The organism is Streptomyces sp. NPDC048211, assembly GCF_043202315.1.
GTDB lineage: Bacteria > Actinomycetota > Actinomycetes > Streptomycetales > Streptomycetaceae > Streptomyces.
Map to the genome: position 1 here is coordinate 1 of NZ_JBIDAD010000017.1, position 18,764 is coordinate 18,764.

Genomic DNA, 18,764 nt, shown 5'->3' on the forward strand with positions numbered 1-18,764 from the left:
TCAGGCACAAGATCAGCAGACACCTACCAGATCCTGCCGACCCAACACCCAACTGCCAAGCCACCACACCGATCTCATTCTGAAACGATCAGTTAGATGCGAGCCGCGAGATTCGAGCACCTGCCCGAGCCCGTACCCCTCCCGGCTCCCGCGCCGCCCCCGGCCCCGCCGCAGCACTCCCCGACGGCCTCTGCCGCCCCTGCCGCCGGCCCACGACCCCCACAGGTCCCACAGCGGCGCCGCCCGTCGAACGCGACGTCACCGCACTCGTCGCCGGACTCCGCGACCTCCTCAAATCCCCCTGAACGGCTGCGCGGTGGTCAGCCGGGTTATTTCGCTGGTCGCCCCTTCTCGGTGGTGGCCATACTGCCGCGATGGATCCAGTGACTCTTGAGACCGGCCGTCTGGTGCTGCGGGCCTTCACCCCTGCCGACGTGGACGCGGTGTACGAGGCCTGCCAGGACGAGGCCATCCAGTTCTACACCCCGGTGCCGGTCCCGTACCGGCGTGCGGACGCGGAGAAGCTCGTCGGCGAGAAGCTGCCCGCTCAGTGGGCCGAGGACAGGGACTACACCCTCGGCGCGTTCCGCAAGGACACCGGCGCCCTGATCGGCTCGTACTGCCTGACACTCGTCAGCCGGGGCGTCTGGGAGCTCGGTTACTGGGCGGTCAAGGAGCAACGCGGACGCGGGTACTCGGTGGAGGCCGCTCGGGCCCTGTGCGACTGGGGCTGGGCCACCCTCGACGTCCACCGCATCGAGTGGTGGGCCATGGCCGGGAACACCGGCTCGCGTGCCGTCGCCGAGAAGCTCGGCTTCACCGTCGAAGGGACGCTGCGCAATCGCGGCATCGCCAACGACGGCGAGCCGCACGACTGGTGGGTGGGCGGACTCCGGAGGCCCTGATGCCGGGCCGGTGCTCCGCCCGCTGCTTCGGCTCCTCCACAGGTCTGTGGAAACCCGCTCCCGCCTGCGCAGGGCGGACTTGAAGCGGAGGTCGACGCGGCGTCGGCGATCGCGGAGCACTTCCTGCCGTGGCACCGCTGGTGAGGCGGACGTCGGGCGCACCCGTGTTCCGGTGACGTTCGGATCGCCCCTCAGCCGGTCAGCGGTCCCGTGTCCCGCGCCGCGCTTGCGAGCGCCCGGACCAGCCCCGTCTCTCCTGCCGTCGGCCAGATCAGGGCCCAGCTCGCCGTCGGAGCGTCGTACGGGCGGAGATATCGCAGGCCCTGCCACTGGTAGTAGCGTGCCGCATCGCCGTGGACGAGGCTGATCGCGCCACCCGCCGCGACCACGGCGGCGAGCTCCTGGAACGTGGAGATCTTCGGGCCCCGCCGGGTGGGCCGGCCCCCGGGGGTGTGTGTGGGGACCAGCGTCTGCTGCCAGTACTCGGGGATGGGTGTGGCGGAGTGCGGCAGGGGCCATTCCGCCAGTTCCTCCATGCTGACGGCGTCGCGGTCGGCGAGGGGGTGATCGGTGGCGACCATGAGAAGCAGGGGTTCGGTGACGATGACCGGGCCGACGGTGAGATCCGGTTCACGCACGGGCAGCCAGGCGGTCGCCACGTCGACCGAGCCGTTCCGGAGAGGGCCGAAGGGGTCGGTGAAGACGACCTCCTGAATGCGGAGGTCGACTTCGGGGTGCCGGCTCCGGAACAGGTCGAGCAGGCGTGCGTGGTCGTGTGCCTGGGGACCGTGCAGCCCGAGGGTCAGCGTGCTCATCGCGCCGCGGGCAGCCGCGGTGGCCGCGCGGGTGGCGTCGAGTATCTGCTGGTAGCCCGCGCCGAGGTCTCGCCGCAGTTGTGTTCCGATGGCGGTGAGCTCGACCTTGCGGCTGCTCCGGTCGAAGAGGCGCGCGCCGATCTTCCGCTCCTGCTTGGCGATCGACTGACTCACTCGCGCCTGCGACACGTGCAGACGGTCCGCCGTCCGGCCGAAGTGCAGTTCCTCGGCCAGTGTCAGGAAGATCTCGATGTCCCGCAGTTCCATGGCTTCCCCCCGGCCTCCATCGATAACTCCTGGGTTATCACACCATGTCGAGCGGAGGATTGTTCACGCGCTTCCCGCGCTCCATCCTGGGGCACGTCCCCCTGGAGGACATTCATCGGCAATTCCCGGCACAGGCACAGGAGATGACGTGCTCACACCGTTCGCGTACGGCTTGGCCGTGGTGCTCGATCTCCTGGTCGTCTTCATCGGGCTGCGCTTCTTCTTCCAGCCCAGGGCCGCTGCCGCCGGCTACGGCGTGCCCGCCAAGGACGACGGCGACTCCGCTTACCTGACCATCAAAGGGCTGCGCGACCTCGTCTCGGGCCTCCTCGGACTCGCCCTGCTGGCCTTCTCGGACACGGACGCGGCGGCCTGGTTCATGCTCGTGATCGCGCTGACCCCGCTGGGAGACACGGTGATCGTCCTCCGTAACGGTGGTACGAGGGCGGTGGCCTTCGGTATCCACCTGGCCACGGCAGTCGCGGTCCTCGCCTCGGCCGCCCTTCTCTTCGCGGCCTGATCCCTACTCCGCCACACCGCCACTCCGGAGTTCCGAGGAAGTGAGCAGATGTCCCTGATCCACCCGGATTTCGACCGGTCCCTCGTCGTGCGCGAGGCCGACGCCGAGGTCGTCGGACGCGCCCCGACCACCATCCGCCTGCTGGCCGACAGCAGCGCCACCGGAGGTGCTCTGTCCACCCAGCGTGTCACGCTCACCGAGGGCACGAACGGTGCGAACCCCCACCACCACGCCCACTCCGCCGAGCTCTTCTACGTGCTGGACGGCACGGCCCAACTGCTCTCCGGAGACGACGTCGTCACGGCCGGGCGGGGCGATCTCGTCGTCGTCCCGCCGAACGTGCCGCATGCCTTCGCGGCCGCCCCCGGTGAAAGCGCGGACATCCTCATCGTGATCACTCCGGGGGTGGAGCGCTTCGCGTACTTCCGGCACCTCGAGAGCATCGCGTACGGGAGGGTCTCACCGGAGAGCCTGCTGGACGTCCAGGGGTTGTACGACACGTACTTCCGCCAGAGCGAGGCATGGAACGCCGCTCGCGCCTGATCCGGCCGGCCCGCAGACGCACTCGGCGCGGGCGGGGGCGGGGGAACACATCATCCGATGCATTGCAGCGAGGAGAAGGAATGCGGTTGCGGAGCATGGTCGTAGTCGGTGCGGCTGTCCTGGCACTGACGGCGGTCACCGGCTGCGGCAGTGACGAGGGCGGCGGCGGCACGGGCGCGGCCGCCGACGGCGACGGGCAGTCCGCCGGCAGCGGGGGACGGCTCAGGGACGCCGAACCGCCCGGCCGGCCGAGCGCCGGCACCGTGGCGGACATCGAGACGTTCGTCAGTCAGCGCACCACGTGCACCGATCTGCACGTGGAGGACAAGGACTACGACGACGAGGACGACCCGGGTGCGGAGTCGACCGGCAAGCTGTGGGGCATCAAGGAACGTGCCGTCTGCTACGACGCGAGCCACAACGGGATCACGCTCATGTCCGTCAACGACATGAAGAGCTTCCAGACCCAGGCGGCCAAGCGCGGCCCCGCCGGATACCTCGTCGGCAAGGACTTCGCCGTCACCGGTGGCCCCGAGACGCGGGCCAACCTCAAGGATTCCGGGCTTCTCTCCCTCATCTGCGACCCGGAGACCCGGATCCCGAGCGGTTACACGAAGGAGAAGGGGCTCGTGGACGACTGCACACTGACCGATTTCATCTCCTGACATCCGTCGGCCGACGAGCGGCATCGAGTCCGGAGACACTGCTCGGACCGATGCACCCGTCGGTCGACAGTGCGGCGGTGCTCATGACCGTGCACCGGCTTCGGGTGGGACGCGCGGGGCGAACCGCACCGCCCTGCCCCACCGGCGTCAGGGACGGTTCAGCCCCCACGTCTGCAGGACGAACGGGCGACCCTTCTCCTCCCCCTCGATCAGGGGTACGTCGAGGAGGCTGAAGCCCGTCCTCTTCGCCACCGCGACGCTGGACGCGTTCTCGGCCTCCAGCTCCAGGATCACCTGCTCCGCGCCCAGTTCCCCGAAGGCGTAGGCGGCCATCACGCGCACCGCCCGCGCGGCCAGGCCCTGGCCCCGGTGGGCCGGGCCGACCGCGTAACCGATCTCCGTGCCCTCGGGGGCGCGCCGGAGCATCACCTCGCCGAGCGGGGCGCCGCCGTCGGTGGTGATCGCGAGCAGGATGGAGGTGCCTTCCGCCCGCAGCTGCCGGGCCTTGTCCAGCCGGGCGCGGGCAGCGGTCTCGTCGAAGGGCGAGACGATCGGCGTCCAGTGCGCGACGTCGGGGTGGTCGAAGAGGTCCGGCATCGCGGCCAGGTCCGCCTCCGTCCAGTCCCGCAGGACGAGCCCCTCCCCCGTGAGCTCGATCCGGGCGGGAAACGGTGACGGTGTGCTGCTCATGGTGTGGGACCTCCCTGGCCTGTTCAGGACAAGGCAGGATATCCGGCGGTGCCCGGCCGGGGGCGAGCCGACGGGCACCCCTGCGCGCGACATGGACAACCTGACCACCTCCCTCGTCCCCGGCCCGAGGACGGTGCGCTGTTCCGGCGTCGGGTCCGGCCGCTACGGGCTGTCCCGCCGGGCGGCCGCGCCGGCAGCCTCAGCCGTGGAGGGGCAGCCCCTCCCACAGGCGCCATCGGCGCGTGAAAGGCTGAGCCGCATGACCGGTGAAGCCGATGAACCACGTCGCGACCTGTTCCTCCGCGAGGGCCTGGAGGCAGCAGACGTCGTGCGGGTTCACCGTGAGGCGCTTCGTGTCCTGCGCGACAGCATCGAGACGGCCCACGTCGATGCCTACAGCGATGACGCCTGGCCGCGGGAGGTGGCGCCCGCGTACGAGCAGGTGCTGTCGATGGCCGCCGCCGAGGTGACCGAGGGCGTCCGGCCCGCGAAGGGCGATCCCGGCATGGGGGTCGACGTCGACGTCCGCGACGACACGCAGTTCGACGTGCTCCTGGCCCTGGCTCCCTACACGATCCACGCCGAGGCGTGGCGACAGGGCCGAGAGATCTTCAGCGCCGGCGACACGGGCACGGCCCTGTGGATCGCCGTCACATCGGAGCAGGAGGACCGGCTCATGTCGCGGCTCGACGCGCTGGGCGTCCCGCGAACGGCGTTCACGACCCGGCCTCGCAGGCGGCGACGTCTGTTCGCCCGGTGATCACGGCACCGGATCGCGCAGCCACGAGGACGGCCGTCACAGCCGGAACCAGCCCCGGCCACCGCCTCTTCTCTCCTGCCTGAGTTGCTTCCTCAGCGCCGCGCGCAGGGCGAGCGCCGGGGATGCCTGCCGCTGGAAGTCGTGGCCGGGTCTGCTCTGGAGGGTGTTTCCCGCACGCCCGAATACCACGCTTCCCATCCCGATGGGCGTGTACGCGGATATACGCGCAATCTCCTGACATCACGGCCATCCCCGCGCCACACTCTGGCTCCCGGGCCGTTCCGGGCAGGAACGGCCGGGCAGCGGCAGGAAAGGCGGGTCCACGTGCAGAACGAACTCGGGCAGTTGCGGAAGAGCGTGCGCAGGCGCGACGCCCTCAGGTACGGCGGCCTCGGGCTGCTCGCCGTGGTGCTGGCGGCCTGTGGGAAGAACGAGGCCGACGAGGCGTCGGGGGCGGCCGGCGGGTCCGCCCGTCCGACCGTCACCGGGGCCGCCGTCCAGGCCTTCGTGCGCGGGGCGTGGAAGCTCTCCTACACCCCGCAGGGACGGGTCAACGACGCGTACGGGCGGATCGAGTTCACCGGCCGGACCTGGAGCCTCGACGGGGGTGAGCTGACGGGTTCGTTCGAGCTCGCCGGGGACGGGCTCACCGTCCGGATCGACGGCAGGGACTCCGAGAACGTCTGGGCCGCCACCGGCATGCCCGCCACCGTCGGTCAGGACGCGTCGCTCACCCTGCGATGGGGGCATGACGCGCAGTCGGGGCCCGTCGATCCCGGCTCACCGGTGGACACCACTCCGTCCCCGCTGCCCGTCGTGTGGGACGGCAGCACGCTGAGGATCAAGGCCGGGAACGGTCTCCTGATCTCCGCGGTACGCGCCTGACCCCGCGGGCACCGCTGTCCCGCCCCCGCTCACCCCAGTGCTTCCTCCACCATCGCCGCCCACTGCGCCACCACCCGGCGACGGCGGGCCGTGTCGTCGGTGAGGACGTTGGCGAGGCCCAGGCCGCGGGCCATGTCGAGCAGGCCCTGGACCGTCTCCCGTACGCCGGGGCGGGATTCGTCGGCGTGCAGGAGGCCGACCGCGATGCGGTGGGTCTCGCGGCCGACGCGGGCTTCGAGTTCGGTGACGCGGGGGCGCAGCTGTTCCTCGTTGGAGGCGGCGACCCAGAGCTGGAGCGCGGCGCGGAACAGCGGCCCGGTGTAGAGGTCGACGAGGGCGGCCACGACGGCTGCGCGGTCCTGGTCGGGGACGGCGCGCAGCGCGGCGGAGCGTTCCTCGGCGACGTACTCGACGGCTGCGGTGAACAGGTCCTCGCGGGTGGGGAAGTGGTGCTGGGCGGCCCCCCGCGAGACGCCGGCGCGCATCGCGACGACGGAGACGGTGGAGCCCGCCCAGCCGTGTTCGGCGAGGCAGGCGACCGCGGCTTCGAGGAGCTTCTGCCGGGTGGCGCGGCTGCGGTCCTGCTTCGGGGACTTGGGGCTCGTGGGCGTCACAGCCGCCATGCGGGATCCCGTCGTTCCAGGAAGGCCGTCATCCCCTCCCGTGCCTCGTCGGAGGCGAAGAGTGCGGCGGAGCGGGCGATGAGGTCTTCGGCGTACTGATCGAAAGTCTCCCGCACAGTAGCCGTGACCAGCTCCTTCGATGCGGCCAGCCCCTGGGGCGAGGCCCTGCGCAGCCCGTCGAGTACCGGTACGAGCGCCTTGTCCACGTCCTCGGCGGCGATGCTCACGAGGCCGGTCCGGGCGGCTTCCGTCGCGTCGAAGCGTTCGCCGGTGAGGTAGTAGCGGGCTGCCGCGCGCGGGTCGAGACGGGGCAGCAGGGGCAGGGAGATGACGGCCGGGGCGAGGCCGAGTCGGGATTCGGTGAGGGCGAAGGAGGAGTCGGGGCCGGCGACCGAGATGTCGCAGGCGCCGAGGAGGCCGAGACCGCCCGCCCGGACGTGGCCGGTGACCCGGGCGACGACCGGTTTGGGCAGCGTGACGATCCGCCGCATGAGGGCGACGAAGGCGTGCGGGTCGGCCGGCGCCCTGAGGTCGGCGCCCGCGCAGAACGTGTTGCCGGTGTGGGTGAGGACCACGGCCCGTACGGTGCCGTCCGCCGCGCAGGCGTCGAGGGCCTCGGTCAGCCCGGCCACGAGCGGTGCGCTCAGGGCGTTGCGGTTGGCCGGGGAGTCCAGGGTCAGGGTGGTGATGCCCCGGTCGTGGGCGGGTGGGGCGAGGGTCATGGCTGCTTCTCCCTGTCGCGCAGTTCGCGGCGCAGGATCTTGCCGGACGCGGCGCGCGGTACGGCGTCGATGAATTCGACGCGGCGGATCTTCTTGTACGGGGCGACGTGTCCGGCGACGTACGTCATGACGTCGTCGGCGGTGAGGTCCGGGGCGGCCGGCTGTCGTACGAGGAAGGCCTTCGGGATCTCGTTGCCGTCGGCGTCGTACACGCCGACGACGGCCGCGTCGGCGATCGACGCGTGGGTGAGGAGGAGTGCTTCGAGCTCGGCGGGGGCGACCTGGTAGCCCTTGTACTTGATGAGTTCCTTGACCCGGTCGACGACGAAGAGCCAGCCGTCCGCGTCGACGCGTCCGATGTCGCCGGTGTGCACCCAGCCGTCGCCGTCGATCATGTGCTCGGTGTCCTCGGGGCGGTTGAGGTAGCCCTTCATCGTCTGGGGGCCGCGGATGAGGATCTCCCCGTCGGTGTCGATACCGAGGTCCGTCCCGGGGTCCTCGATGGACGTGATCCGCATCTCGGTGCTCGGCAGCAGTTTCCCCACGGCTCCGGGCGGCGGGTTCTCCGCGTCCAGGGGCACGACATGGGTGCCGGGCGAGAGTTCCGTCATGCCGTACGCCTGCCGCACGGGGGGCAGGCCGAGGCGGGCGGAACAGGCGGCGGCGAGGTCGGCGTCCAGGGGTGCGGCGGCGCTGACGACGTACTCCAGCGAGGAGAGGTCGTAGTTGCCGACGGCCGGGTGCTTGGCGAGGGCCAGGACGATCGGCGGGGCCACGTACAGCCCGGCGATGCGGTGTTCCTGGATCACGCCGAGGAACTGGTCGAGGTCGAAGCGGGGCAGCACGACGACCGTGGCGCCGCAGCGCAGCGGGACGTTCATCAGGGCGGTCAGCCCGTAGATGTGGAAGAAGGGGAGGACGGCGAGGATCCTGTGGCCGGCCTCCATCGGGATGAAGGGGCGCAGCTGCTCCAGATTGGTGCCGATGGAGCGGTGGGTGAGCATGACGCCCTTGGGGGCGCCGGTGGTCCCGGAGGAGTACGGGAGGGCGGCGACGTCCCCGGCGGTGAACTCGATCTCCGGTTCCGGGGCGGTGGAGCCCAGCATGTCGAGCACGGACGTGTGCCCCTCGGCCTGGTCGCAGACGAAGATCTCCCGGATGCCGCCCGCGCGTGCGGCGGCCTCCCGGGCGACGTCGAGGAACAGCGACACGGTGACGATCCAGCGGGCGGCACTGTCCTTGAGCTGCTTGGCGAACTCCTCGGCGGTGGCCAGCGGGTGCACGGTGGTGACGCAGGCTCCGGCGCGCGTGGCCCCGTAGAAGACGGCCGGGTAGGCGATGGTGTTGGGGCTGTGCAGGGCGAGGACGTCGCCCTTGCGCAGGCCCGCCCCTGCGAGGTGGGCGGCGATGCGGCGGTGGAAGGTGTCGAGCTGGGCGTAGGTGATGCTCATCCCGTTGGTGCCGTCGATCAGGGCGACGGTGTCACCGAAGGCCGCGGCCCCGCCGAGGACCGTTTCGTGGATGGGTGTTTCGAGGGCCGGGACATCTGCGTACTCGCTGTGGAACACCATGGCGGTTCCCTTCGAGGCGGGTACGGCCTGTCCGGCACCCCGCCCTGGGGCGGCGGGGACGCCGAGGGGCCGTTCGGTGGTGGAGAGGGTCAGGATCGCCTCTGCCGGTCCGTCCGGGAAGCCCCCGGACGGACCGGTCGGACGGACCGGTCGGACGGGACGGGCGGTACGGGCCCGCACGGGCCCCCGGGGCCCGGTCAGTAGGACTTGGGCAGGCCCAGGGACTGGTGGGACACGTAGTTCAGGATCATCTCCCGGCTGACGGGCGCGATCCGGGCCACCCGGGACGCGGTGATCAGGGACCCGAGGCCGTACTCGCGGGTCAGGCCGTTGCCGCCGAGGGTGTGCACGGCCTGGTCGACGGCCCTGACGCAGGCCTCTCCCGCGGCGTACTTCGCCATGTTGGCGGCCTCGCCCGCGCCGATGTCATCGCCGTCGTCGTAGAGCCGGGCGGCCTTCTGCATCATCAGGCGGGCGAGTTCGAGTTCGATGTGGGCCTGGGCCAGGGGGTGGGCGATGGCCTGGTGGGAGCCGATGGGCTCCTTCCACACCTGGCGGGTCTTCGCGTACTCCACCGCGCGGGCGAGGGCGTAGCGGCCCATGCCGATGCCGAAGGCGGCGGTCATGATGCGTTCGGGGTTGAGCCCGGCGAAGAGCTGGAGGAGTCCGGCGTCCTGGTCGCCGACGAGTGCGTCGCCGGGCAGGGTGACGTCGTCGAGGACGAGTTCGAACTGCTTCTCCGGGGCCTGGAGTTCCATGTCGATCTGCGAGCGCTGGAAGCCGGGGGCCTCGCGCGGGACGATGAACAGGCAGGGCTTCAGCTTGCCGGTCCTGGCGTCCTCGGTGCGGCCGACGATGAGGGTGGCGTCCGCGATGTCGACGCCGGAGACGAAGACCTTGCGCCCGGTGAGGACCCAGTCCTCGCCGTCGCGGCGGGCGGTGGTGGTGATCCGGTGGGAGTTGGAACCGGCGTCGGGCTCGGTGATGCCGAAGGCCATGGTGAGGCTGCCGTCGGCGAGGCCCGGCAGCCACTGCCGCTTCTGGGCGTCGGTGCCGAAGCGGGCTATGACCGTGCCGCAGATGGCCGGGGAGACGACCATCATCAGGAGCGGGGATCCGGCGGCCCCCAACTCCTCCAGGACGATGGAGAGTTCCGCCATGCCACTGCCTCCGCCGCCGTACTCCTCGGGCAGGTTCACACCGAGGTAGCCGAGTTTGGCGGCATCGGCCCACAGCTCCCGGGGGTGGGCTCCGTCGCGGATCACGGAGGTCATGTAGTCACGCCCGTACCGCTTTCCGAGTGCGGCGACGGCGGCGCGCAGCGCCTGGTGCTCTTCGGTTTCGAGGACGGTGCTCATGCGTTCGTTTCCTCCTGTGCGTCAGTGACGACGGCGAGCAGGGCGCCGACCTCCACCTGGAGGCCGGGTGCGGCATGCAGGGCGGTGAGGGTGCCGGAGGCGGGGGCGAGGATGCGGTGCTCCATCTTCATCGCCTCCAGCCAGATCAGCGGCTGCCCGGCCTCGACGGCCGCGCCGGCCGCGAGGCCGTCCGCGAGGCGGACGACGGTGCCGGGCATGGGGGCGAGCAGGGAGCCGGGTTCGGTGCGCTCGGCGGGGTCGGTGAAGCGGGGCAGCGCGGTGAACGTGTACGAGCCGGTGGCGGTGTCCACGTGGAGCCGGTCGCCCCGGCCGGCGATGTCGAAGTGCCGTGTGACGCCTTCGGATGCGAGGGTGACGCGGTCACGGTGCGCGGAGACGACCCGGACATCCCCGGTGTCGGGGGTGACGCCGTCGCGGGTGGTGCGGTAGGCGATCGCGTACTCCCGGCCGTCCGGCTCGCTGCGGTAGCGCCGGAGCCGGGGCTGCGAGGGGAGGTTGCGCCAGGCGCCGAAGCGGGTGACGCCCGCGGAGGCGGCGACGGCGTTCCCGGCCGCCTCGGCGAGTGCGGCGGCGGTGGCGGCCAGCCGGACGGCCGCTTCCGCGGGTGCGGCGGCCAGCTCCTCCAGATGACGGTCGTAGAAGCCGGTGTCGAGGCGGGCGGCGGCGAAGTCCGGGTGGCGCAGGGAGCGTACGAGGAGGTCGCGGTTGGTGACGGGGCCGTGGACGCGGGCGCGTTCCAGGGCGCGGGCGAGGAGGCGTACGGCCTCGGTGCGGGTCGGGGCGTGGGCGATGACCTTGGCGAGCATCGGGTCGTAGTGCACGCCGATGGTGTCGCCGCCGGTGTATCCGGTGTCCAGGCGCAGTCCGGGCTCGTCCGGCACGTCGAGTGCGAGCAGCGCTCCGGTCTGCGGCTGCCAGTCGCGGGCGGGGTCCTCGGCGTAGAGCCGGGCCTCGACGGCGTGCCCGGTGGGCTGAGGGGGCGCGGCGGCGGGCAGCGGCTCGCCCTCCGCGATCCGCAGTTGCAGGGCGACGAGGTCGAGCCCGAACACGGCCTCGGTGACGGGGTGTTCGACCTGGAGGCGGGTGTTCATCTCCAGGAAGTACGGGCGCCCGTCGGAGGCGACGAGGAATTCGACGGTACCGGCGCCCCGGTAGCCGACGGCCCGCGCGGCGGCCGTCGCGGCAGTGTGCAGCCCGTCCCGCAGCCCGTCGTCGAGACCGGGAGCGGGGGCCTCCTCGATGACCTTCTGGTGGCGGCGCTGGAGCGAGCAGTCGCGGGTGCCGAGCGCCCAGACGCCGTCGTGTGCGTCGGCCATGATCTGGACCTCGACGTGCCGGCCGCGCTCCACGTACGGCTCGGCGAAGACCTCGCCGTCCCCGAAGGCGGACAGCGCCTCGGCGGCGGCGGCCGTCAACTCGCCGGGCAGGTCGCCCAGTTCCCGTACGATCCGCATGCCGCGTCCGCCGCCGCCCGCCGCGGCCTTGAGCAGCAGCGGCAGGTCCTCGGCACGGGCCGCGGCCGGGTCGACGGGGGCGAGCAGCGGGACCCCGGCGGCGGCCATCAGTTCCTTGGCCCGGGTCTTGGACGCCATCAGCTCGATGGCCTTGACCGGCGGGCCGACCCAGGTGAGTCCGGCGTCCTGCACGGCGGCGGCGAATCCGGCGTTCTCCGAGAGGAAGCCGTATCCGGGGTGGACGGCGTCGGCGCCCGCCGCGAGGGCGGCGGCGACCACGAGGTCGCCGCGCAGATACGTGTCGGAGGGCGCGGCCCCCGGCAGCCGCACGGCGGTGTCGGCCTCCCGTACGTGCAGGGCGTCGGCGTCCGCGTCGGAGTGCACGGCGACGGTGGCGATGCCCAGCGCGCGGCAGGTGCGGAAGATCCGGCAGGCGATCTCACCGCGGTTGGCGACGAGGAGTGAGTGAACAGTGGTTGTCAAGGGAGAACTCTTTCCGCTAGATCACCGCAACCATCAATTGAGGAACCCGATGGCGAGCAACCACCTCCGCGAGAGCGGCGGCGGTTCAGCCGCAAAGAGGGGCCTCTCACATCCGGAAGACGCCGAAGCCGCCGCGGGCGCCCTCGACCGGTGCGGTGTGGATGGCGGACAGGCACATTCCGAGGACGGTCCTGGTATCGCGCGGGTCGATGACCCCGTCGTCGTACAGCCGCCCGGACAGGAACATCGGCAGGGACTCGGCCTCGATCTGCTGCTCGACCATGGCGCGCAGTCCGGCGTCCGCCTCGTCGTCGTACGGCCGCCCCTTCGCGGCGGCCGAGGCGCGGGCGACGATCGACAGCACCCCGGCCAGTTGCTGCGGCCCCATGACGGCGGACTTGCTGCCGGGCCAGGCGAACAGGAAGCGCGGGTCGTAGGCCCGGCCGCACATGCCGTAGTGCCCGGCGCCGTAGGAGGCGCCCATCAGGACGGACAGGTGCGGGACCCTGGAGTTCGCGACCGCGTTGATCATCATCGCGCCGTGCTTGATGATGCCGCCCTGCTCGTACTCCTTGCCGACCATGTAGCCGGTGGTGTTGTGCAGGAACAGCAGCGGGATGTCGCGCTGGTTGGCGAGCTGGATGAACTGGGCGGCCTTCTGTGACTCCTCGCTGAACAGCACCCCCTGCGCGTTGGCGAGGATGCCGACGGGATAGCCGTGGAGCCTCGCCCAGCCGGTGACCAGGCTCGTCCCGTACAACGGTTTGAACGCGTCGAAGTCCGAGCCGTCGACCAGCCGGGCGATGACCTCGCGCGGGTCGAAGGGCACCTTCAGATCGCCGGGCACGATGCCGATCAGCTCGTCCTGGTCGTACGCGGGCGGCTCCGCCGGTCCCGGATCAGGGTGTGCCTTGCGCCAGTTGAGACGGGCGACGATGCGGCGCGCCTGGCGCAGGGCGTCCTGCTCGTCGACGGCGAAGTGGTCGGCGAGACCGGAGGTGCGGGCGTGCATCTCCGCGCCGCCCAGCGATTCGTCGTCGCTCTCCTCACCGGTGGCCATCTTCACCAGGGGCGGGCCGCCGAGGAAGACCTTGGACTGCTCCTTGATCATGACGGTGTGGTCGGACATGCCGGGGACGTACGCCCCGCCGGCGGTGGAGTTGCCGAAGACGACGGCCACGGTCGGGATGCCGGCGGCCGACAGCCGGGTGATGTCGCGGAACAGCGCCCCGCCGGGGATGAAGATCTCCTTCTGCGAGGGCAGGTCGGCACCCCCCGACTCGACCAGGCTGATGCAGGGCAGCCGGTTGGCGAAGGCGATCTCGTTGGCCCGCAGGGCCTTCTTCAGCGTCCAGGGGTTGGACGCTCCGCCGCGTACGGTCGGGTCGTTGGCCGTGATCAGGCACTCCACGCCCTCCACCACCCCGATCCCGGTGACGAGCGAGGCGCCGACCGCGTAATCACTGCCCCAGGCGGCCAGCGGGGACAGCTCCAGGAACGGGCTGTCCTCGTCGACGAGCAGCTCGATCCGCTCCCGGGCGAGCAGCTTGCCGCGCGAGCGGTGCCGCTCGACGTACTTCTCGCCGCCGCCTCCCAGCGCTGCCGTGTGCGCGGCGTCCAGCTCGGCGAGCTTGTCGAGCATGGCCGCCCGGTGGGCGGCGTATTCGGGGCTCGCGGTGTCGAGCCCGGTGGGCAGGACGGTCATGCGTGCACCTCCGGTGCGTCGGCGCTCTCCAGCAGCTGTTCGGGAATGCTCAGCCGGCGCGAGCGCAGCCACTCCCCCACGGCCTTGGCCTGCGGGTCGAAGCGGTGCTGGGCGGCGACGCCTTCGCCGAGGAGCCCGTGGACGGTGAAGTTCAGGGCGCGCAGGTTCGGCAGGACATGGCGTACGACGGGGAGGCCGGCGGTCTCCGGGAGGAGCTCCCGCAGCCGCTCGACGGTCAGCTCGTGGGCCAGCCACCGCCACGCCTCGTCGCTGCGGACCCACACCCCGATGTTGGCGTCGCCCCCCTTGTCGCCGCTGCGGGCACCCGCGACGAGCCCGAGCGGGGCAAGGCGCGTGGGCCCTGCGGCCAACGGCGGTGGCAGTGCGGGCTGTCCGGCCTCCGCCAGAGCCTGCGTACGGGCAGCCGGCTGTTGCACCTCGCGCCGCCCGTCGGGCAGCACGGCCACCTGTTCCACGTCCCCGGCCGGTACGTACCGCGCCTCGAACACCCCGTAGGGCGCGCCCTTTCCGGGCGGGGCGGTGACATGGAAGCCCGGATAGCTGCCGAGCGCCAGCTCGATCGCCGCGCCGGACAGGGCGCGCCCCACGGCGTCGGGGTCCTGGTCGCGGACGACGAGCCGCAGCAGGGCACTCGCGGTCTCCTCCGTGGCGGCATCGGTCCGGTCGGTGCGCGAGAGCTCCCACCGCACGTCGTCCGGCTGCCGCCCGGCGCGCGCGAAGGCGTCGGCGATCTGGTCGCGGACGAGCTGCGCCTTGTCCTCGATGCCGAGTCCGGTGAGGACGAAGACGACCTCGTTCCGCCAGCCGCCGAGCCGGGTGAGTCCGGCCTTGAGCGTGGGCGGCGGGGCTTCGCCGCGCACCCCGGAGATCCTGACCCGGTCGGGGCCGTCGGGCGACAGCCGTACGGTGTCGAGCCGGGCGGTCACGTCGGGGCCCGCGTACCGGGCGCCGCCGGTCTCGTACAGCAGCTGGGCGGTGACGGTGCCGACGTCGACGACGCCGCCCGTGCCGTCGTGTTTGGTGATGACGGCCGTCCCGTCGGCGTGGATCTCGGCGACGGGGAAGCCGGGGCGGCGGACGTCGTGGCCGCGGAAGAAGGAGTAGTTGCCCCCGGTGGCCTGGGTGCCGCACTCCAGTACGTGCCCGGCGACGACGGCTCCCGCGAGCGCGTCGTGGTCCTCGGGCCCCCAGCCGAAGTGCGCGGCGGCGGGTCCGGTGACGAGGGCGGCGTCGGTGACCCGGCCGGTGACGACGACGTCGGCGCCGGCCCGCAGACAGGCGGCGATGCCCGCGCCGCCGAGGTAGGCGTTGGCGGTGAGGTAGCCGTCGGGGACGGGGAGGCCGTCGCCCTCGACATGGGCGACGCGCACGGGCACGCCGGCCTTTCCGGCCAGCTCCCTGACGGCGTCGGCCAGTCCGGCCGGGTTGAGCCCGCCCGCATTGGCGACGATCTTCACCCCGCGCTCGTGGGCGAGCCCGAGTCCTTCCTCCAGTTGGCGCAGGAAGGTGGTGGCGTAGCCGCGCGCCGGGTCCTTGAGCCGGCTGCGGCCGAGGATGAGCATGGTCAGCTCGGCGAGGTAGTCGCCGGTGAGGACGTCGAGGGGGCCGCCGGTGAGCATCTCGCGGACGGCGTCGAAGCGGTCGCCGTAGAACCCGGAGGCGTTGCCGATCCGCAGCGGCTCGGTCATCGGCCGGCCTTGGGGGCGCGTCCCGCCCCGGCGGGCCCGGCGAAGGCCTGCGCGATGTCCAGCCAGGTGTCGGCGTCGGCCCCCTCGGCCCGGACGGCGAGGTCGTCGCGGTGGGCGCGCTGGGTGACGAGCAGGCAGAAGTCGTGCAGCGGGCCGGTGACGCGCTGGGCCGCGTCCTCGGGGCCGTAGGCGATCAACGCACCGTCCGGGCCCTCCAGTTCCACCCGGAACTCCGCATCGGGTGCCTGGATCCCCCGGACGAGGAAGGCGTAGTCGCGGGCCCGGACCCCGATCCGCGCGACGTGCCGCAGCCGGGCGGTGGGGGTGCGGGACGCCCCTACGGCGTCGGCGACGTCCTGGCCGTGGGCCCAGGTCTCCATGAGCCGCCCGGTCGCCATGGAGGCCACGCTCATCGGCGGCCCGTACCAGGGGAACTTCGTCCCGGCGGGGGCGGCGCGCAGGGCCTCCTGGAGCCGCTCGCGGCCGGAGCGCCAGCGGACGAGCAGTGCGTCGGGTGCGTAGGCGGCGACGACGTCGTCGGCGGCCCGGTCGACGAAGCCCTCGGGGTCCTTCATCGCCCTGGCGACCTCGTCGCCGAACCGCTCGGGTTCCGTGACGGAGAGCAGCGCGACCTCGTCGGTCCAGCTGAGATGGGCCACCTGATGGGCGACGGTCCAGCCGTCGGCGGGGGTCGCGCCCGCCCATTGCGAGGCGTTCAACCCGGCGACGAGCAGGTCGAGTTCCTCGCTCTCGCTGCGCAGGTCGTCGAGCACGGCTGAAGCATCGGACACGGTGCGCTCCCCTCGGGGCGTGGCGGTGTGCCCCGGAGCCTGCCAGCGGAACAGAAAACAATCAAGCGTGCTTGCATTGTTTTCCCGCCGCTTCCGCCGGGCCCGCGGCACCTGCGCCGCCGGCTCCGGGGGACTCCGGGACACCTAAGGGCTGTCCCGCAATTCCTGGTGGATCAGCGCACGGCGTCAGATGCGGTGCATCGCAAGGCGGAGAGGCGCCCGCATACTGGATGTATTCGGGTGTTTCGACAACGCGGCGAGGTGCCGTAGCTGTCGTCGTGCGCCCGCCAGGAATTGCGGGACAGCCCTTAGCCGGCCCTGGGGGGGCTCAGGGGCACCGTGTCGACCGGCCGGGCAGGCCGGCACCCTGCCCGGCGCCGCTACTTCCCCCTGGACGCCGCCTCCGCCATCTTCGCCGTCGTGCTGGCGCCGTCCAGCGCCTCGCGGATGATGTCGGCGTGGCCGCTGTGGTGGGCGATCTCGCGGAAGATGTGCCACAGGACGCGGCGGACCGTCCACCGGACGGGCTCGGGCGGCGACCACGGGTACGACGGCAGCGTGACCTCGCGGTCGAAGTCGGCCTCCTCGCGTACCGTGCGGTCGAACGCGGCCGCCGCGGCGTGGAAGGCCTCCAGCAGCTCGGGCAGCGTCTCGACGGCGGTCATCCGGTTGCCGTCGGGGTCGAGGTCCGCCCAGTCGACCTTCGCCGGGGCGGTGCCCTCGATCACGTCCAGCCAGCTGCGCTGCACGAGCCCGAGGTGCTTCAGCAGACCGCCGAGGGTCAGCTCGCTGACGGTCGTGCGGGCGCGCGCCCGGGTGTCGTCGAGGTTCTCCAGGGTGAAGAGAAAATTGGTGCGCTGGTCGGTCACGAGCGCGAGCAGATCGTCGCGTTCCGGCATGGTTTCCTCCAGAGTGGTCATCGAGGCCACCCTAGGAGCGCCCGTCCGCCCACGCAGGCCGAACGGCCCCTCCTCACCGGTCGGATACGTGCGGCCGCCCGGGGGCCGGGCGGGCCTCCTCGAAGTAGGAGGCGCTCTCCGCGTCCGCCGGGTAGTACAGCTCCATCGCGACCTCCTCCAGCGTGATGTCCATCGGGGTGCCGAACGTGGTGATGGTCGAGAAGAGCCTCAGCTCCCGGCCTCCGAAGCGGAGGATCATCGGGATCACCACGTCGCAGTCGGAGGCGACCGACCGGCTCGGCCCCTCCCCGGAACCGGGCTCCAGCAGTTCCTCGTAGAGCGCGGTGAGCCGGTCGTCGGGGGCAGCGGCGAGCTGACGTCTGATCCGGGAGCGGAACACCGCGCGCACGTCGTCCAGGTTGACGACCAGCGGGGCGAACCCGCGCGGGTCCAGCCCCAGCCGCACCAGGTTGACCGGCGGCCGCAGCAGGTCGGGGTCGACGTCCGCGAAGAACGGCTCGATCGCGCGGTTGGTCATCACGATGTCCCACCGGCGGTCGAAGGCGAGCGCCGGATACGGTTCATGCGCGCGGAGCACCCGCGCGACCGCCTCCCTGGCCGCCGACAGCGCCGCGTCGTCGAGTGGGCGCTCCGTGTACCGGGGTGCGTGGCCGGCCGCGAGCAGCAGCCCGTTGCGGTCCCGCAACGGCACATCCAGCTGGTCGGCGAGCCGGATGACCATGTCGGCGCTCGGGTTGGACTTGCCCGTCTCCACCAGGCTGACGTGACGGGCCGAGACGTCGGCCGCGATCGCGAGATCGAGCTGGCTGAGCCCTCGGCGATGCCGCCACTGCCGCAGGAGTCCGCCGACGGTGTGCACGGTCACCGAGCCTACTCATCCCGGAGCGCGGCGCCATGAAGTCCGACTTCATCGACAGGGGCCGCGGCGGCGGAGAACACTGCGTTCATGACCACGGACAACAAGAGCATCGTTCGACGGGCACTGGCGGAACTGATCGAGACAGGGGGCACCGACTCACTCGAACCGTTGCTGAGCAGGGACTTCGTCCATCACCGGCCGGACTCGACTTCCTCGACGAAGGCGGAGTGGCTCGCCGCCGTGGAAGCGGCGCTGACCCCGCTCACCGGCATGACGGTCGAGATCCAGCACCTGCTGGCCGACGGTGACCACGTGGTGGTGCACTCGCGGCGGAAACTCCCCGGAGCGGGGCCGGAGATCGCGGTCGTCGACATCTGGCGCATCGACGAGGGGCTGATCGCGGAGGGCTGGGAGCTCATCGAACCGGTGGCGCAGGCGGCCGCGCATCTGACGTGGTGGGAGGCCGCCGGGCGCTGAGAACGGTCACACGCGTTCCGC

The 18,764-nt window shown here is 71.9% G+C and carries 19 protein-coding genes; 7 read left to right on the forward strand and 12 right to left on the reverse strand.

Features of this window, described 5'->3' with window-relative positions; genetic code table 11:
* Positions 1 to 374 precede the first annotated feature (374 nt).
* Entirely contained in the window at positions 375 to 905 is a 531-nt protein-coding gene (locus ACGFZA_RS37475; protein ID WP_393685127.1) for a GNAT family N-acetyltransferase, read from the forward strand.
* A 191-nt stretch (positions 906 to 1,096) separates the two neighbouring features.
* Here ACGFZA_RS37475 and ACGFZA_RS37480 read toward each other — a convergent pair whose 3' ends face one another.
* Positions 1,097 to 1,987: a LysR family transcriptional regulator gene (locus ACGFZA_RS37480; RefSeq protein ID WP_393685129.1), complete on the reverse strand. Its 891-nt coding sequence runs from the start codon at positions 1,985 to 1,987 to the stop codon at positions 1,097 to 1,099.
* A gap of 148 nt (positions 1,988 to 2,135) precedes the next feature.
* Here ACGFZA_RS37480 and ACGFZA_RS37485 point away from each other — a divergent pair, with 148 nt between their 5' ends.
* The 3 genes from ACGFZA_RS37485 to ACGFZA_RS37495 all read left to right on the forward strand — a co-directional run bounded on the left by ACGFZA_RS37485 (position 2,136) and on the right by ACGFZA_RS37495 (position 3,715).
* On the forward strand, positions 2,136 to 2,507 hold the full coding sequence (locus tag ACGFZA_RS37485) for a DUF4267 domain-containing protein (RefSeq protein ID WP_393685131.1): 372 nt from the start codon (positions 2,136 to 2,138) through the stop codon (positions 2,505 to 2,507).
* Positions 2,508 to 2,555: 48 nt separating this feature from the next.
* Positions 2,556 to 3,050 (forward strand): cupin domain-containing protein, encoded by a 495-nt coding sequence (locus tag ACGFZA_RS37490; RefSeq protein WP_393685133.1) that lies wholly within the window; start codon positions 2,556 to 2,558, stop codon positions 3,048 to 3,050.
* 80 nt (positions 3,051 to 3,130) lie between these two features.
* Entirely contained in the window at positions 3,131 to 3,715 is a 585-nt protein-coding gene (locus ACGFZA_RS37495) for a hypothetical protein (protein ID WP_393685135.1), read from the forward strand.
* 147 nt (positions 3,716 to 3,862) lie between these two features.
* Here ACGFZA_RS37495 and ACGFZA_RS37500 read toward each other — a convergent pair whose 3' ends face one another.
* On the reverse strand, positions 3,863 to 4,405 hold the full coding sequence (locus ACGFZA_RS37500) for a GNAT family N-acetyltransferase (RefSeq protein ID WP_393685137.1): 543 nt from the start codon (positions 4,403 to 4,405) through the stop codon (positions 3,863 to 3,865).
* Positions 4,406 to 4,664: 259 nt separating this feature from the next.
* Here ACGFZA_RS37500 and ACGFZA_RS37505 point away from each other — a divergent pair, with 259 nt between their 5' ends.
* Together ACGFZA_RS37505 and ACGFZA_RS37510 are read left to right on the forward strand one after the other, a co-directional pair.
* Positions 4,665 to 5,165, forward strand: a complete 501-nt coding sequence (locus tag ACGFZA_RS37505; protein ID WP_393685139.1) for a hypothetical protein — start codon at positions 4,665 to 4,667, stop codon at positions 5,163 to 5,165.
* Positions 5,166 to 5,489: 324 nt separating this feature from the next.
* A complete protein-coding gene (locus ACGFZA_RS37510; RefSeq protein WP_393685141.1) occupies positions 5,490 to 6,050 on the forward strand; it encodes a hypothetical protein in 561 nt (186 codons plus the stop codon).
* A 29-nt stretch (positions 6,051 to 6,079) separates the two neighbouring features.
* Here ACGFZA_RS37510 and ACGFZA_RS37515 read toward each other — a convergent pair whose 3' ends face one another.
* From ACGFZA_RS37515 to ACGFZA_RS37560, 10 genes are all read right to left on the reverse strand, one after another.
* On the reverse strand, positions 6,080 to 6,673 hold the full coding sequence (locus ACGFZA_RS37515) for a TetR/AcrR family transcriptional regulator (RefSeq protein ID WP_385283822.1): 594 nt from the start codon (positions 6,671 to 6,673) through the stop codon (positions 6,080 to 6,082).
* A complete protein-coding gene (locus tag ACGFZA_RS37520; protein ID WP_385283825.1) occupies positions 6,661 to 7,395 on the reverse strand; it encodes an enoyl-CoA hydratase family protein in 735 nt (244 codons plus the stop codon). The genes ACGFZA_RS37515 and ACGFZA_RS37520 overlap by 13 nt, the downstream gene beginning before the upstream one ends.
* On the reverse strand, positions 7,392 to 8,966 hold the full coding sequence (locus tag ACGFZA_RS37525) for a 4-coumarate--CoA ligase family protein (RefSeq protein WP_385283828.1): 1,575 nt from the start codon (positions 8,964 to 8,966) through the stop codon (positions 7,392 to 7,394). Before ACGFZA_RS37525 ends, ACGFZA_RS37520 begins: the two co-directional genes overlap by 4 nt.
* 197 nt (positions 8,967 to 9,163) lie before the next feature.
* Positions 9,164 to 10,324, reverse strand: coding sequence for an acyl-CoA dehydrogenase family protein (locus ACGFZA_RS37530; protein ID WP_385283831.1), 1,161 nt, complete (start codon positions 10,322 to 10,324; stop codon positions 9,164 to 9,166).
* A complete protein-coding gene (locus ACGFZA_RS37535) occupies positions 10,321 to 12,282 on the reverse strand; it encodes an acetyl/propionyl/methylcrotonyl-CoA carboxylase subunit alpha (protein WP_393685145.1) in 1,962 nt (653 codons plus the stop codon). Before ACGFZA_RS37535 ends, ACGFZA_RS37530 begins: the two co-directional genes overlap by 4 nt.
* A gap of 106 nt (positions 12,283 to 12,388) precedes the next feature.
* Positions 12,389 to 13,987, reverse strand: coding sequence for an acyl-CoA carboxylase subunit beta (locus ACGFZA_RS37540; protein ID WP_385283835.1), 1,599 nt, complete (start codon positions 13,985 to 13,987; stop codon positions 12,389 to 12,391).
* A complete protein-coding gene (locus tag ACGFZA_RS37545) occupies positions 13,984 to 15,696 on the reverse strand; it encodes an acyclic terpene utilization AtuA family protein (RefSeq protein WP_393685147.1) in 1,713 nt (570 codons plus the stop codon). The genes ACGFZA_RS37540 and ACGFZA_RS37545 overlap by 4 nt, the downstream gene beginning before the upstream one ends.
* Positions 15,693 to 16,487: a TIGR03084 family metal-binding protein gene (locus ACGFZA_RS37550; RefSeq protein WP_385283840.1), complete on the reverse strand. Its 795-nt coding sequence runs from the start codon at positions 16,485 to 16,487 to the stop codon at positions 15,693 to 15,695. The genes ACGFZA_RS37545 and ACGFZA_RS37550 overlap by 4 nt, the downstream gene beginning before the upstream one ends.
* Before the next feature lie 380 nt (positions 16,488 to 16,867).
* On the reverse strand, positions 16,868 to 17,407 hold the full coding sequence (locus ACGFZA_RS37555; RefSeq protein ID WP_385283843.1) for a DinB family protein: 540 nt from the start codon (positions 17,405 to 17,407) through the stop codon (positions 16,868 to 16,870).
* A gap of 52 nt (positions 17,408 to 17,459) precedes the next feature.
* The gene (locus ACGFZA_RS37560) at positions 17,460 to 18,272 is read right to left on the reverse strand and encodes a helix-turn-helix domain-containing protein (protein WP_393685150.1); all 813 of its coding nucleotides are present in this window, start codon (positions 18,270 to 18,272) and stop codon (positions 17,460 to 17,462) included.
* A gap of 81 nt (positions 18,273 to 18,353) precedes the next feature.
* Here ACGFZA_RS37560 and ACGFZA_RS37565 point away from each other — a divergent pair, with 81 nt between their 5' ends.
* Complete coding sequence (locus ACGFZA_RS37565; protein WP_393685152.1) at positions 18,354 to 18,743, forward strand: nuclear transport factor 2 family protein; 390 nt, start codon at positions 18,354 to 18,356, stop codon at positions 18,741 to 18,743.
* Positions 18,744 to 18,764: the final 21 nt, after the last annotated feature.